General features: G+C 35.6%; 15 protein-coding genes, 1 pseudogene and 1 riboswitch. Of the genes and pseudogenes, 9 read left to right on the forward strand and 7 right to left on the reverse strand.

Annotated features, from left to right (window positions below):
* The first annotated feature begins 11 nt into the window (after positions 1-11).
* Positions 12-183, forward strand: a riboswitch (Lysine riboswitch).
* A gap of 74 nt (positions 184-257) precedes the next feature.
* The 4 genes and pseudogenes from dapB to ACDF53_RS08285 all read left to right on the forward strand — a co-directional run.
* Complete coding sequence (gene dapB / locus ACDF53_RS08270) at positions 258-1,055, forward strand: 4-hydroxy-tetrahydrodipicolinate reductase (RefSeq protein ID WP_303938413.1); 798 nt, start codon at positions 258-260, stop codon at positions 1,053-1,055.
* A 23-nt stretch (positions 1,056-1,078) separates the two neighbouring features.
* Positions 1,079-2,110: an aspartate-semialdehyde dehydrogenase gene (locus ACDF53_RS08275; protein ID WP_105094375.1), complete on the forward strand. Its 1,032-nt coding sequence runs from the start codon at positions 1,079-1,081 to the stop codon at positions 2,108-2,110.
* Positions 2,111-2,131: 21 nt separating this feature from the next.
* Positions 2,132-3,019: a 4-hydroxy-tetrahydrodipicolinate synthase gene (gene dapA / locus ACDF53_RS08280; RefSeq protein WP_370815991.1), complete on the forward strand. Its 888-nt coding sequence runs from the start codon at positions 2,132-2,134 to the stop codon at positions 3,017-3,019.
* 23 nt (positions 3,020-3,042) lie between these two features.
* Positions 3,043-3,144 (forward strand): annotated as a pseudogene (locus ACDF53_RS08285) (aspartate 1-decarboxylase); the annotation flags it as partial.
* A gap of 70 nt (positions 3,145-3,214) precedes the next feature.
* Here ACDF53_RS08285 and lexA read toward each other — a convergent pair.
* On the reverse strand, positions 3,215-3,886 hold the full coding sequence (lexA, locus tag ACDF53_RS08290) for a transcriptional repressor LexA (protein WP_005386617.1): 672 nt from the start codon (positions 3,884-3,886) through the stop codon (positions 3,215-3,217).
* Between the two features lie 254 nt (positions 3,887-4,140).
* Between lexA and ACDF53_RS08295 the strand changes: the two genes are divergently transcribed.
* On the forward strand, positions 4,141-4,449 hold the full coding sequence (locus tag ACDF53_RS08295; protein WP_370815992.1) for a LysM peptidoglycan-binding domain-containing protein: 309 nt from the start codon (positions 4,141-4,143) through the stop codon (positions 4,447-4,449).
* 122 nt (positions 4,450-4,571) lie between these two features.
* Here the strand turns inward: ACDF53_RS08295 and ACDF53_RS08300 are convergent, their stop codons facing one another.
* Positions 4,572-5,582 carry a site-specific integrase gene (locus ACDF53_RS08300; protein WP_370815993.1) on the reverse strand — a complete coding sequence of 337 codons (1,011 nt, stop codon included), beginning with the start codon at positions 5,580-5,582 and terminating at the stop codon, positions 4,572-4,574.
* Positions 5,583-5,689: 107 nt separating this feature from the next.
* Between ACDF53_RS08300 and ACDF53_RS08305 the strand changes: the two genes are divergently transcribed.
* The 3 genes from ACDF53_RS08305 to ACDF53_RS08315 all read left to right on the forward strand — a co-directional run bounded on the left by ACDF53_RS08305 (position 5,690) and on the right by ACDF53_RS08315 (position 8,510).
* Complete coding sequence (locus ACDF53_RS08305; protein WP_370815995.1) at positions 5,690-7,033, forward strand: VanW family protein; 1,344 nt, start codon at positions 5,690-5,692, stop codon at positions 7,031-7,033.
* Between the two features lie 195 nt (positions 7,034-7,228).
* Positions 7,229-7,846 carry a phosphatase PAP2 family protein gene (locus tag ACDF53_RS08310; protein WP_295868837.1) on the forward strand — a complete coding sequence of 206 codons (618 nt, stop codon included), beginning with the start codon at positions 7,229-7,231 and terminating at the stop codon, positions 7,844-7,846.
* A 514-nt stretch (positions 7,847-8,360) separates the two neighbouring features.
* A complete protein-coding gene (locus tag ACDF53_RS08315; RefSeq protein WP_024066213.1) occupies positions 8,361-8,510 on the forward strand; it encodes a hypothetical protein in 150 nt (49 codons plus the stop codon).
* Between the two features lie 111 nt (positions 8,511-8,621).
* On the opposite strand, the gene ACDF53_RS08320 is transcribed toward ACDF53_RS08315, so the two are convergent.
* The 3 genes from ACDF53_RS08320 to ACDF53_RS08330 form a co-directional block, all read right to left on the reverse strand.
* Complete coding sequence (locus ACDF53_RS08320; protein ID WP_370815997.1) at positions 8,622-9,365, reverse strand: DUF4241 domain-containing protein; 744 nt, start codon at positions 9,363-9,365, stop codon at positions 8,622-8,624.
* 1 nt (position 9,366) lies between these two features.
* A complete protein-coding gene (locus ACDF53_RS08325) occupies positions 9,367-10,278 on the reverse strand; it encodes a haloacid dehalogenase-like hydrolase (protein WP_370815999.1) in 912 nt (303 codons plus the stop codon).
* A 146-nt stretch (positions 10,279-10,424) separates the two neighbouring features.
* The gene (locus ACDF53_RS08330; protein ID WP_295825095.1) at positions 10,425-11,363 is read right to left on the reverse strand and encodes a DUF1848 domain-containing protein; all 939 of its coding nucleotides are present in this window, start codon (positions 11,361-11,363) and stop codon (positions 10,425-10,427) included.
* Positions 11,364-11,510: 147 nt separating this feature from the next.
* Here ACDF53_RS08330 and ACDF53_RS08335 point away from each other — a divergent pair, with 147 nt between their 5' ends.
* Complete coding sequence (locus ACDF53_RS08335; protein WP_295825091.1) at positions 11,511-12,260, forward strand: class I SAM-dependent methyltransferase; 750 nt, start codon at positions 11,511-11,513, stop codon at positions 12,258-12,260.
* Between the two features lie 111 nt (positions 12,261-12,371).
* Here the strand turns inward: ACDF53_RS08335 and ACDF53_RS08340 are convergent, their stop codons facing one another.
* Together ACDF53_RS08340 and ACDF53_RS08345 are read right to left on the reverse strand one after the other, a co-directional pair.
* Positions 12,372-13,034 (reverse strand): hypothetical protein, encoded by a 663-nt coding sequence (locus tag ACDF53_RS08340; protein WP_287512413.1) that lies wholly within the window; start codon positions 13,032-13,034, stop codon positions 12,372-12,374.
* 105 nt (positions 13,035-13,139) lie between these two features.
* On the reverse strand, positions 13,140-14,429 hold the full coding sequence (locus tag ACDF53_RS08345) for an amidohydrolase (RefSeq protein ID WP_295825089.1): 1,290 nt from the start codon (positions 14,427-14,429) through the stop codon (positions 13,140-13,142).
* Positions 14,430-14,450 lie beyond the last annotated feature (21 nt).

Below are 14,450 nucleotides of genomic sequence, written 5' to 3' on the forward strand. Positions count from 1 at the left end.
TATTAAGTGAATATGTTGATAGAGGTGCGAGTATAAATAGTAATCATGAGGAGTAGGCATGCATTGATCCATGATAAAAGGGATGCTTGCCGAAGTTCGGTGATTGCGACTCATCGTTCTGGTTGTCTATTTAATAAATGGACGACTGTCATCAATTTGAATTGGTGGAGTGCTATCATTGAGCTTTTAGTAACAGTTATAAGCTATATAAACTATAAGGCCAGTGGATGCATCCACTGGCTTTTTTGGAGGTATATATGATTCGAGTAATGGTAAATGGCGCTGGCGGTAAAATGGGCCGCGAAGTAGTCAAAGCAGTACATAATGATCCTGAATTAACATTAGTAGGCGGCATCGATCCTACTAAGGCAGGTCAAGATGTAGGCTCCGTAGCAGGCATCGAACAATTAGGAATTACAATGAATGCCTCCATCGATGAGGTTCTAGGTACTAATAAACCTGATGTAATTGTAGATTTTACAAATCCTGCTGTTATTTATGAAAATGCTAAAAAAATGTTATCTGCAGGTATTCATGTAGTTATTGGTACTACAGGTTTAACTGCGGAACAACGTGACGAATTAGATGCTATTGGTCGCCAAAATAATGCAAACTGCCTTGTTGCACCTAATTTCTCTCTTGGTGCAGTTATGATGATGAAGGTTTCTGCAGAATTGGCACCATATTTCCCTAATGTAGAGATTATTGAACTACATCATAACCATAAATACGATGCCCCATCTGGTACATCTATTTTAACAGCTAAATTAATTAACGAAGCTAAACAAGCGGCGAATGCAACGCCTGATGAGGATTTGACTCGTGAAAGTTTACCAGGTGCTCGTGGCGCTAAGGTTGATGACGTAACAATCCACAGCGTTCGTTTACCTGGTTACGTAGCTCACCAAGAAGTACTATTTGGTGGCTATGATGAAACGTTAACAATTCGTCACGATAGTTTAAGCCGACTTTCCTTTATGCCAGGTGTAGTATTAGCATGTAAAAAAATTAGTGCTAAAACGGGTTTAACTTACGGCTTAGAGCATTATTTATAATATTAGAGCAAGGAGATATAGTAATGAAAAAACCTAATGTTGCAATTCTTGGTGCTACTGGTGCAGTAGGTGCTGAATTTATTACACTTATTGAAGAGCGTAATTTCCCATATGAAAATTTAAAATTGTTGGCATCTGCTCGTTCTGCAGGTACTGAACTTACAGTGAATGGAAAAACATATGTAGTAGAGGAAGCAAAACCAGAATCCTTTGAAAATATTGATATCGCTTTATTTGCAGGTGGTTCTATTTCTAAAACATTAGCACCAGAAGCAGCTAAACGTGGTGCAATTGTTATCGATAACTCTAGTGCATTCCGTATGGATCCTGAAGTACCTCTAGTTGTACCTGAAGTAAATCCAGAAGATATCTTAAAACATAAAGGTATTATTGCTAACCCAAATTGCTCTACTATTATTATGAGCTTAGGTTTAAAACCACTACATGATATTTCTCCAATTAAACGCATCGTTGTAAGTACATATCAAGCAGTATCAGGTGCTGGTAAAGAGGGTATTGAAGAACTTGAAAATCAAGTAAAACAATATACTGCTGGCGAAGAAATGACTGCAAACTTATTGCCAACAGGATCTGCACCTAAACATTATCCTGTAGCATTTAACTTATTGCCACAAATCGATGTGTTCTTGGACAATGATTACACAAAAGAAGAAATGAAAATGGTCAATGAAACACAAAAAATTCTTCATGACGACACAATTCAAGTAGTACCAACTACTGTACGTGTTCCAGTGTATCGTTCCCACTCTGAATCTGTTTTAGTAGAAACAGCTGAACCAGTTTCTGTAGAAGCTTTCAGAGCAGCATGTGAAAAATTCCCAGGTTTACAAGTAAAAGATAACCCTGCAGAACAAATTTATCCAATGCCATTATATACGTCTAATCAAAACGACTGTGAAATCGGTCGTATTCGTAAAGATTTATATAACGACAAAGGTATGAATTTCTGGATTGTAGGGGACCAAATTCGTAAAGGTGCAGCACTTAATGCGTTGCAAATTGCTGAGTACTTGGTAGAAAAACAAGCATTTTAATCTATCAAGGGGAGGACAGATATGAAAACCTTTGGTCGAGTATTAACGGCTATGATTACATCATTTAATAATGATGGATCCCTTAACATAGAAAATAGTGTAGCTATTGCTCATCATTTATTAGATAATGGATCTGATGGACTCGTTGTATGCGGTACAACAGGGGAAAATCCATCCATGACGAAAGAGGATAAATTAGCATTATTTACAGCTATCGCTAAAGAATGTGGTCATAAAGGTTCCATTATTGCTAATGTAGGTTCAAATGACACAAAAGCTTCTGTAGACTTTGTAAAAGAAGTATCTAAAATTGATGGAATCGATGGTTTATTAGTTGTAGTACCTTACTACAATAAGCCAAATCAACAAGGTCAATACTTACACTTTAAAGCTATTGCAGAGGCTACTACACTGCCAATCATGGTGTATAATGTACCAAGCCGTGTAGGAACAGGCATTTTCCCAACAACACTAGCACAATTACATAGTGAGTATCCACATGTATGCGCGATTAAAGAGGCTAGTGGCAATCTTATGATTGCATCTGAAATTAAACGCTTAATGCCTGAGGATGACTTCATGGTATATAGTGGAGATGATGGTCTTACATTGCCAATGCTATCTGTAGGTGCATGTGGTGTTGTATCCGTAGTTTCTCATGTAGCGGGCAAAGATATGAATGCTATGATTCAAGCTTATGAATCTGGTCATAATCACGAAGCACTTCGTATTCATCAAAGCTTAGCGGATATCATAAAAGCTATGTTTATTACTACAAATCCTATTCCTGTTAAATATGCAGTCCGTAAAATAGGTTTACCTGCTGGTGTATTTAATTTGCCAATGTGTGACCCTAGTGCCGAAGAAGCAGCATATATTGATAAAGCGTTAACAGAATATATAAAATAAAATAAAAACAGGAGCTATTTAATATAGCTTCTGTTTTTTATGTAGGGAGCATTACTATTGATACAGACCTATTGAATGCATCTGGAATACGAGAATATGAGCAAGTTCAAATTGTAAATATTAATATAGTTTAACATAATATATAAACTTAATAGATACAATAAAAAACCGGCAACCATAAGTTGCCGGTTTTTTCTATATTCTATCTCGTACAAGACCAATGACAAGACCTTCAATATGACAATCATCTACAATGATTGGATCGAAATCATCATTTTCTGGTTGTAAACGAATATGTCCATTTTCTTTATAAAAACGTTTTACTGTAGCTTCGTCATCAATACGTGCTACAACTACATCACCATTATTAGCCGTATTTTGATGGCGTACGATGAGCATATCACCTTCATACATACCAATATTCATCATGGATTCGCCTTGAACACGTAGTAAGAAGCAGTCAGAATCACCAGTTAATTGAACAGGTAATGTAAGAGTAGACTCTAAATTTTCTACCGCTGTAATAGGCATACCTGCTTGTACAGTACCAATAAGAGGAACTTGTTTTAATCCAGCCCCTAAGAATTCAAAATTATCAGAACTAGATGTTTCATTACCGTCTACAGAAATAGAAGGTTTTGTATCCTCTAATACTGTAATAGCGCGATTTTTATTAGGATCACGCTTAATATAACCAAACTTTTCAAGAGCATTCAAGTGAGATTGCACAGTAGAAGTAGAACTAAGGCCTACATGCGTACAGATTTCTCGAACAGTAGGACAACGATATTCATTATGTAAAGAGTCCTTAATAAAATCTAATATACGGCGCTGTTTTGTATTAATATCTGTAGCAGGGCGTCTCACGATAAACCTCCATAGTCAATGTAACGTCAAAATAATATCAATATATATATGTGGAAAAATTTACTCATTTTGTACTATATAATAAATACATAAGATAATTATTAATCTTATATACCTATTATAGGCAATTTTAAAAGTTTTTGCAAACATTTGTTCTAAAACACTTGACCGAACATTCGTTCGTGTGCTAATATAAGCATGTAAACAAACAAATGTTCTCAGATATTATGTTCGATGTAAATGTGAGGTATGAGATGAAAAATATATTGATGATGGTAGGAATGTGCTTAACAATCTTGTTCGGCTATAATATGACAAATCCTGTAACAGCTACAAATACACATGCAGTACGTGAAGTAAAGGTACAAGCAGGCGATACAATGTGGGATATTGCAGCTCGCACAGCTCATAAAGATATGGATGTTCGTGAAATGGTATATGCCATGAAAGAACTTAACAATATCAGTGATTCTGGTACACTGGTACCTGGTACAGTTTTAAAGGTACCAGCACATAAAACTGATAGTCCAGTTAGAGCTTTGGACTATGTGGCTCAAAACTAAATATATATGGGTGTAACCCACACAAAAAAGCAGCTACTCAATAGAGATAGCTGCTTTTTGTTGTTTCATGTATGTTATTAACCGATTTATAGATATTATCTGAATCAACTGATTTATAGTTTTTATCTAAATCGTTTTTCAAAGATTGTTGAAATAGGATTGTCTACAAACTTGTTCGCTTCATTAATATAACGACGAACCATATTAACGCTATGGTGGCGTGTTTGTCTCATAATATTACGTTCTTCCACACCATAGGCTGCAGCAGTCGTTGCAAAGCCATGACGCAAGCTATGGGCTCCATACATGGCAGGATCAAGACCGATAAGAGAAATATATTTCTTTACGATTTCGGCAATCATCTTATCGGATATAGCTGTTTTACGTAACGACATATTTTTAGTAAAGCCTCTAAATACAGGTCCTTCTGTTATACCAGAGACACGTAACCATTGCTGTAAGGCACGAACTGCGTCTAACGGAGAACCAGATAGATGCGGAATCGCCACTACAGCACCTTGACCTTCTTGGTCGGCTTTAGATGATGGTACAAAGATTTCAACACCTTGTGGAGAGAATTGAAGATGTTCTACTGTAATAGCCGCAATTTCGCTACGACGAAAAGCACCCATAAATCCGATTAAAAGAATAGCTTTATCACGTAATAGTTGTAATTCCGGTACATCTAGCTTGGTCATACAATCTAAAATATCTTCAATATCCTCTAATAGGACTGGTGTCTTACCTTGTTGGAATGTACCTTTTAAACGTCTAATGCCCCGTAACGCTTGTTTTACGATGGGAGCCATACATGGATTATCCCGATGGCCAGACGCATTATAATTCTCTGATATAGCGCTAATACGACGAGAAATCGTGTTTGCCTTAGCATAATCAGCAAGATCATTAATATAGTTTACTATGGTTTCTGGTGTAGCCGGAAAATAAGATACCTTTTGATAGGTACACCAATCTACGAAATCGTCCCAATCCGATTCATAAGCATCTACAGTATTTTCAGCCTTAGATAGCAATATACTTTGTTTGGCTTTCATAGACAACTTTGTACTATTCATAAGCGCATCGTTATTACGCAAATAGAAATGTTTTTGTTGTTCCTTAGACTCTGACATAATTCACCCTTACCCCTAAAAATATCAATATAATTGTACCATAGAATAGGTACTTATATGCTATAATTAGAGAATATAATGACTAATTTGGGAGAGTTTATAATACAATGAGTAAAAAATATATAATATTAGGGACTATGCTAGTCCTGCTGAGTACGAGCGGCTGCTCATACATCCCAACAGAAAATACATCGTATGGCGTATTTTACAATGATACAGATTTATCTAATACACCAAAGGGTGAATTACAAGCTCGAATACAAGAGCTAAATAGTAAAATACCACAACAGACTATATCCATTGATATGGGGAATAATAAAAAACAACAGGCTACGTATCATGATTTAGGTATTCAAGTAGATACAGAGGCTGTAGTAAAAGCTATTTCTACATATGGGTATGAAGATGATTGGTGGACATTACTTTCACATAGATTTAATGCCTTATATTATGGCCAACATTTTAAACCACAATATAAGCTAGACGAGGTAAAAAGTAAAACCTACCTTACAGAACTTGCCAAATCAATTGATACGCCAGGTCATGATGCATATCTAACTATTGAGAATGGTCAAGTTGTATTCCATCCTGCTAAAGAAGGTAAACGCATTGATATTGATGCAACCTTACAAAACCTTAAGGATCAATTACAATCTGGAGAAAGCATCACATCTTTATCTATGGTATTTACCACCAAAAATACTATTAAGGTTACTGATTCTGATTTAAAACCATTAAATACCGTTCTAGCATCCTTTAGTACAGATTTTGATCCAAATAATGAAAGCAGAACACATAATATTCAACTCGCATCTGATAAAATCAATGGTACATTGATTAAACCTGGTGCAGTATTCTCCTTTAACGATGTTGTAGGCGAGCGTACTGCTGAGGCTGGCTATGATGATGCACCGGTAATGATTGATGGCAAATTAGTTCCAGGTATTGGTGGTGGCATTTGCCAAGTTAGTTCTACCATCTTTAATACAGCCTTATTATCTGGCATGAATATTGTAGAACGTACACCTCACTTTGAACCTGTTGGATATATTCAAGCTGGTCGTGATGCTACAGTAGCATGGGGCTATTTGGACTTTAAGTTTAGAAATCCATACCAGCAATCCATTTATATTCTCAGTGTGATGAATCATGGTACACTAACCATCTATATTATAGGTACTGCTCAAGACAAGCCTAAAAATGTATCTATTTCAGTTGGTGATCGTAGTGAAATACCAAATAAGACAATTACACGCGTAGATCCATCTTTAAAAGAAAAAGAAGTACAAGAAGGGCATGTAGGGCTAACAATGAATACGTATAGAACCATTACATATGGTAACTGGGTAACCCAAACTGATTCCTTTGAATCTGTATATGACCCAGTAGATACGATTATAACAATGCCCCCAGAAAGTGCTACTAAAAAAACAGATAAAAAGAAACCATAATTAAAGATTTTATTAAATATAGCCTAAACTATTGACCATGAGGTATAAATAGTTTAGGCTATTATTTGGATGTAATTGAGAAACCAATATATACATATTACAAAGTATATGGAAATCCAATACAGAATATTGAGGATATAATCTATTCTCAATCATTCTCAATAATTATCATTTAGTTAAATAGAAGAGGAAACTATGGACACAATCTTACAATTTGATCACTCCTTGATCTTCTATGTACATGACCATCTTGTATATAGTTTTTTAACACCAATTATGGCATTTATTTCAAAAATTACTGGCAGCGGTGCCTTATGGATTGTCATTGCCTTATTATTGATGTTACAGAAAAAATATCGTGTATTAGGCATTGCGATAATAATTGCATTAGGATTTGTATTTATCATCGGTGACCAAGGTTTAAAACCACATGTAGCTCGATTAAGACCATTTGTAGATTTTCCTAATGTAACAGTACCATTAGAGTCTGCATTACCAAAAGCAAATAGTTATTCATTCCCGTCAGGCCATAGTTTTGGTTCATTTGCATCTGCCATGACCATTTACCTAGGCTTGAGTCAAATAGCGCCTCAGAAGCGATATTTGGGAATTATAGCATTACTTGGGTCATTAGTAGTAGCATTTTCTAGAGTATATCTATTTGTACATTATCCAACAGATGTATTAACAGGCTTAGTATTGGGCATTATCGTAGGCTTCATTGCATGGAAGCTTGCAAGAATCGGTTGGAACTGGTGGACTAACCGTCATAATGATGTAGAATACGAACCATACACATTTAAACGTAAATAAGCTTAAATAGCTAAAAAACTATATAACATAAGGGATTGGGCCATATAGGCCCAATTTTCTTTATATAATTACTTCCGATAATATATCGTTATCGGAAGTAAAATGCAAAGAAATAAAAATAAGCCTATATATCTATATCCTAGTTTATTTATCTTCCAACTATAATAATCAATAAAAATGACTATATGTCAATAAATCCACTGTCTTCGGCCTATGCCTTAGACTTATATAAACTCTTATATAACCTTTGAGATCTCATATAAAAATGATACTGTATTATCCTATATTTATTTCTATAAGTCTTATATAGTTTTAATATATATCAAAGCAACTTAACACTTAATAATCCTTAATTTACGAGGATCTATTGTTATTACAGTTTTACTATTATAGATATATGTGTAGAATTATTATTATTTAATTTTAAATACATATTGAAATTTTTGATATAACGTTGTAAAATAAGCATATAAATTATGTAATTTACTCATATTAACTCTCATGGAGGTATTATATGTGCTGGTGTGATATCGTAAGTAAAGCTAAAATTGGCAGTTTAAAACATTTAGGTAATGGTATGGAAGGTTCTTTAAGATTTTTAGCAGAAATCATTGTAGGTCTTAGTATCCTTCGTGTATTCGTAAACTGGATTTTTGGCATTTAAGCCTTACAATTATATAGAAATATATAAAAGACGCTTAGTAATCTAAGCGTCTTTCTTAGTATGTTATTAAGTTATTAAGTTATCAAGCTCTATATATATCGCTTGATTATATTATTGATATGCTTCGCTGCAATCTATGTATTCCATAATAAGTTGGCAGATTTGTCCATCTTTATCAAATGCCCAGTATGCAGGATATAAACCATCACCAAAGCCGGATTGAATCATAGGCACTGTTAATTCAGTTTCAGGAATTGTAAAGTTGATCCAATCCCCTTTAGATCGTTGGAATTGTGGATATGCCAATGCATTTAACTGGAATAAGTCGCTGTAGTAATCATCATAGATATTTTTATCAGGATAGTTTGTATGCCATTGATCATAGAACTTTCTATAAGTTTCGATAGTTTCTGCATCAACTACAGTAGCAAGTCCAGAATCTACAGGGAACCCGATGTAGCTTTCACCATCATCAAGATCTGTTAAGTCTTCCGTACCTTTTAAAGCCAATTCATAGTTCACAGGCTCATTGCCACTAAAAACAACACGGCTTGCCACATAGCGATACTCATTTGGTTCCATTTCAATAATTTTTGTTTCTAACAAATACGTACCTGGTTCTACTGTTCTAATATACGTATCTGGTTTATTAGGTAATGTTACCAAAGGATCACAGCATGTAATATGACCTGTTGGGAACGTTACAGTCCACATTGGCAATGTATGCAACGGAAAGCCTTTTAGCTCTTTACGGTTGAATAAATCATGATATGGTACGGTAGGTTTTAATTTACCTTCAGAACCTAAACGATTAAACGTTTGAATCCATTCACTTGTCAATTTAGATTGTTCCATATTACTCCTCTGCTTCGTGTTTACAATGAATATACTCGCCCTCTAACACTTCATATGCTGCTGTTTTACGTATAATTTGTTTAACTAATGTATCTAACTGGGAACCATTTGTATAGTCTGCAGGTGCATAATAGCGTATACGGTGATGACGCATCATCTTATACACCTTATCTTTATCCTTTTTAATAGGATCATACACACCTATAGAATGGCCTCCATTTGCGTTAACAAGGCTCATGCAAGGAATATCTGTATCACTATCCCCAATATAAATCATATTGCGGAATGGAACACGTTGGTCCTCAGGCTTAATATAATCGTTAACGCCTGTATCATTAATATCTAGAATTCCCTTTTGAATACGGAACAAAAACTGAGTTTTATTCGTATAGTTAATTGCTTGCGCAGGCCATACGGCTACACCCTTGTCGTCGAACATAAATGCACTGGCATATATTTTAGTGAAAGCTCCCTCTTTCGCCATTTCTGTGCCTTCTATCATCTCCTTCAATCCAGAAGAGATAATGTAATGTTCAATGCGAACACCATGTTCTAATCCATACTCTCTAATACGTTCAAACCAAGTGCGAACACCATCATACAACTCTACTTGATTCCCATATTCCATGAGCTTTTCTTTAGTTACATAAAAGCGACCTACAGCCTCTTGGATCATCTTGTACATATAGGCTAAGTTATTATCCATATCATTTTTCTTAGCCAATTGATTCGATTCTTGCCAGAACTGCTTGATTTGCTCCTCATCATAGCCAACAGATTGAATAAAGCCTTGTGCCTGCATATCATCCGGTGTTAAGGTCTTATCAAAATCGTAGCACATGGCAAGGACTGGCATAGAGTCTTCACGAGGTCCCAAGGATGAATCTTTAGAATCACTTTTGTATGTTATCATACGACACCTCCTTTAATATAGTATAAACATAACAATCGTCGTTCTACCCTCTTATATTCCTGAGGTGTCTCTTTGACAACCCCCTTTGTTATCTATTTTACACGACACGTCAACGAAATAATCGTTATATAGCATCGTAATTCCATCTAAAATAGAGTTTCTTGCCTGTAATTTGTATCAATAATCCAGCTTTTTTCCATGCTTTCTTTAATAATTGCTGTTTTTGAAAGCTGGTCAATAAGTAAACTAGAATTTGGATCATGTAACAAACGATTATGCCGGACCGCCGCCTGATTTGTATTAGCATAACAATAGCGACAGAAATGACTACAACTATCATAGGCACCTATATCACCATGTAAATAACAATTACATTCCGGTCTCGCTGGTGCCCGTTTAGGTGCTTTTAACGTAACATTCCAAGCCCGTTCATAACAATCTAAGGTTAAACAACCTTCCGTATTAGCCCCTAATTCTTTAAATGCGTCCCCTTCTCCACAGGTTTTAAGGTCCATATTGCAAGAATGAGCAATAGAAATAAGCTCCTTAATAATGTTATGTTGTACATCAACACTTGGTCTAAAACCTTCAGGAAAGTTCTGAGCCACCTTATCAAATATATCTAAGAAACTTACAACTACCGTATCCGTATATCCTTCTAGCGCCTTAGCCATGTTATAAAAGCTTTCAAAATGGAAATCTATTGTGTAGATATGGGTTAAAATAATAGGATCATAACGCCACACCATGGATTGAGGATTCAGTCTTGTTGATATTTGTTTAAATCCGTCTATTACAGAATCTGCTTTTGGTACATAGGGCTCGATATCTGGACCATAAGGGGTTATAGTCATGTGCCAAAACTGTCTATAATCATTTATTTCATGTAAGAGCGGAATAAATGGCAAAGGATTCTTTGTACAAAACGCAATACCATCTACTACTTCATGATTAATAGGATACCGTGTTATCTGCATTGGGTTATAGGGATTTCGTACATCTACAAATCCTTGATGAACACGATTAATCAACCATTGCCCATAAAAGGCAGGAATATCCGTACGTTGTCCCGTCTGTAAAATCATTGTCCTGCCCTTTCATAAAACAAAAATATAGATGTATTATATCATATTCAATATTAATTATTTATGTAGTAAGTGTGATATTTATAGTATGGTACATTCTCATTTTATGGTACTATTAAGTGTATTAAAAATGAGGAGAACAAAAAGATGAACGATATATTTGAAAAGAATCATCCTATGAAGGATGACAAAGAGTTTATTACCGCTTATTGGAGCGATCGAGCACGTGATTTTGGGTCATTGCGAGCTAAAGAATTAGAAAGCCCTAAACTTAAGCTTTGGCGTGATGAATTGATGAGCCATATCTTTGACTCTGATCGATCTCTACGCATTTTAGATATTGGCTGTGGCGCTGGATTTTTTAGTATTATTCTCTCTGAATTGGGCCATACAGTACATGGTATTGATATTACCCCAAATATGATTGATGAAGCTAATCAACTTGCCGAATCACTAAACTCCGATGCCACATTCTCCGTCATGGATGCTGAAAATCTTAGCTTTGATTCTAATACCTTTGATATTGTTGTAGCCCGCAATGTAACATGGAACTTACCACATCCAGATAAAGCCTATGCAGAATGGTTACGCATCATTCGTCCAGGTGGTTTAATCCTCAATTATGATGCGGAATATGCTCGCAATCACCATGACTTGCCACCATCTGTTCATCATGCCCATGAACATGTAAGCAATGATTTAAAAGAGCGGTGCCATACTATTTATCATATGCTTGAAATTTCATCCTTTACACGCCCTCAATGGGATAAAGAAGTGCTCACAAAATTAGGTGCTAGCTCCGTCACTATTGACTCCACAGTAGGACCTCGTATTTATAACGAAAAAGATGAATTTTATATCCCTGTACCAATGTTCTTGGTAAAAGTAATAAAATAGCATTCAAAGTAAAACATTACAAAATAAACCCACTCCATATGATATGTACCCCTTTTATTAAGTATCTAATAAAGGAATATATCATACTATGAGTGGGTTTTCTTTTATAAATCATTTCTTATTGTCTTTAATGATAGAGTCATCAAAGTTATAGGTTGTTATAAATTTTGTTTTAGGATTTGCTGCATTGCCAATCTCTTCTAAATATTTATTAGAAGCTATTTGGAGATCTTTCTTATACGCATCAGCCAAGGTTTGTAAATTATTTGTATTGCTTACCCGTTTAAAGGTTTGATCCATAAATTTAATAGTATCTGTTTTTGAATCATAAATAAGAGCAGTATTTGGTATGCCAGTAATATCCATCTTGATTGTATTAGAATTTGAGCTATCTGCGTTACCTACTATATCGTTAGCACTCATTACAAGTGTAAGAGCCGTAATATAATTTAGACGAGTTTCCTTTATATCCCCTACCATTTGAGTAGATTCAATAACAGGTCTCTTTTCAGGCGTCGTATATTGATAGTTATAAGCTTTCATATCTGCTGTATAAATCGTCTTACTATCATTTCGAGCTGTAAGATTCATCGTAAAAATAGGCGTATCAACAGCGCTGACTACATTTTGAACGGTATAGCCTGAGTAAGCAATCCATTCCCCTTCAGCTCCTTTAGGCTGAGAAGACGCACTATTACTACTACAACCAGCTAATATCAACAAACTAACTAAGGCGATACAAAGTGAAAGGTATTGAAGTATTCTTTTTAGCATAGCAGTACCTCGCATACAAACTTATATTATATAAATACAAACCTAACTAGTACTAAACTAGACAAGAAAAAGCTAATCAATTACAGCTATAGTTTTTTTAATATATTAGTTACTGAAATACGCTTGAGCCATAGTGATTTCTACACGAAGTTTTTCTTCATCAATAGTAAGCAATTCTTTATCTTTCATAAGAACTTTGCCACCTACAATTGTAGTATTTACATCAGAACTGTTTGCAGAGTATACGAGTGCCGCTAAATCGTTGTAACGTGGCATCCAGTGCATACCAGTTACGTCATATAGCACGATATCTGCTCGATAGCCTTTCGCTAAAACACCAAGGTCTGTATAGCCAAGGGCTTTCGCTCCTTCTACAGTCCCCATATGCCAAGCTGCTTGTGCAGGAATCGCTTTAGGATCGTAGAGACGTCCTTTATGTAAGGTAGCCGCAAGGCGTACTTCTTCAAGCATGTCCGCATTATTATTAGATGCGGAACCATCCGTACCAAGCCCAACAGTAATACCTTTATCGATCATTTCAGGAACTGGTGCAATACCACTTGCTAATTTTAGGTTAGATTGTGGATTATGTGCTACTGCTACATTGTTTTCAGCCATAATTGCCATATCTTCATCTGTAACATGAACACAGTGTGCAGCTAATGTAGTATTCCAGAATAAACCTAATTCATGCATATGAGCGATTGGAGTTTTACCTGTAGCTTTCATAACATTCTCCACTTCCCCTTTAGTTTCGGACAAGTGCATGTGAATGCCACAATTTAATTCATGAGATAAGGAGATAACCTTCTCCATATAAGCATCTGGACAAGTATATGGCGCATGTGGTCCAAGTAATACCTTGATGCGGTCATTATCAAAGCCATTCCATGTGCGGAATAAATCAGCATTCTCAACTAATGCTTGATCTGCTGTTGGAGAAACACCTGCTAAGCCACGAGATAATACAGAGCGAATGCCCGTTTCTTTTACTACCTCAGCCGTAGTATTCATAAAGAAATACATATCGCTAAAGGTTGTAGTGCCAGTGCGCAGCATTTCCGCAATGCCAAGTTGAGTGCCATAACGAACATAATCGTCGTTAAGTTTTGCTTCTGTCGGCCAAATTGCTGTTTCAAGCCATTCCATAAGCTCAAGATCATCTGCATAGTTTCTAAATAGACCCATCGCAATATGAGTATGGGTATTTACGAGACCTGGCGCTGCCAATTGGCCTTTACCATCGAGCACTTCCTTAGCATAATCTTTAACCTTAATAGCTTCACTATCCTTTAAAATAGCTGTAATATAGCCATTTTCAATTTCAATAGCATGATTTTTAAGAACACCCTCATTGGTGAGGACGTCTACATTAGTAATCAATAAATCAGACATAGGTTTCCTCATAGGTATAAC

It is taken from the genome of Veillonella sp. (genome assembly GCF_041333735.1).
GTDB lineage: Bacteria > Bacillota > Negativicutes > Veillonellales > Veillonellaceae > Veillonella.

Excerpts from the sequence above, each read along its gene's own strand:
- ACDF53_RS08330 (WP_295825095.1), bottom strand. The coding sequence starts at position 11,363 with ATGATTTTACAGACGGGACAACGTACGGATATTCCTGCCTTTTATGGG.
- dapB (WP_303938413.1), top strand. The coding sequence starts at position 258 with ATGATTCGAGTAATGGTAAATGGCGCTGGCGGTAAAATGGGCCGCGAA.
- ACDF53_RS08305 (WP_370815995.1), top strand. The coding sequence starts at position 5,690 with ATGAGTAAAAAATATATAATATTAGGGACTATGCTAGTCCTGCTGAGT.
- ACDF53_RS08340 (WP_287512413.1), bottom strand. The coding sequence starts at position 13,034 with ATGCTAAAAAGAATACTTCAATACCTTTCACTTTGTATCGCCTTAGTT.
- ACDF53_RS08300 (WP_370815993.1), bottom strand. The coding sequence starts at position 5,582 with ATGTCAGAGTCTAAGGAACAACAAAAACATTTCTATTTGCGTAATAAC.
- dapA (WP_370815991.1), top strand. The coding sequence starts at position 2,132 with ATGAAAACCTTTGGTCGAGTATTAACGGCTATGATTACATCATTTAAT.
- ACDF53_RS08275 (WP_105094375.1), top strand. The coding sequence starts at position 1,079 with ATGAAAAAACCTAATGTTGCAATTCTTGGTGCTACTGGTGCAGTAGGT.
- ACDF53_RS08310 (WP_295868837.1), top strand. The coding sequence starts at position 7,229 with ATGGACACAATCTTACAATTTGATCACTCCTTGATCTTCTATGTACAT.
- ACDF53_RS08320 (WP_370815997.1), bottom strand. The coding sequence starts at position 9,365 with ATGGAACAATCTAAATTGACAAGTGAATGGATTCAAACGTTTAATCGT.
- ACDF53_RS08325 (WP_370815999.1), bottom strand. The coding sequence starts at position 10,278 with ATGATAACATACAAAAGTGATTCTAAAGATTCATCCTTGGGACCTCGT.
- ACDF53_RS08315 (WP_024066213.1), top strand. The coding sequence starts at position 8,361 with ATGTGCTGGTGTGATATCGTAAGTAAAGCTAAAATTGGCAGTTTAAAA.
- ACDF53_RS08345 (WP_295825089.1), bottom strand. The coding sequence starts at position 14,429 with ATGTCTGATTTATTGATTACTAATGTAGACGTCCTCACCAATGAGGGT.
- ACDF53_RS08295 (WP_370815992.1), top strand. The coding sequence starts at position 4,141 with ATGAAAAATATATTGATGATGGTAGGAATGTGCTTAACAATCTTGTTC.
- ACDF53_RS08335 (WP_295825091.1), top strand. The coding sequence starts at position 11,511 with ATGAACGATATATTTGAAAAGAATCATCCTATGAAGGATGACAAAGAG.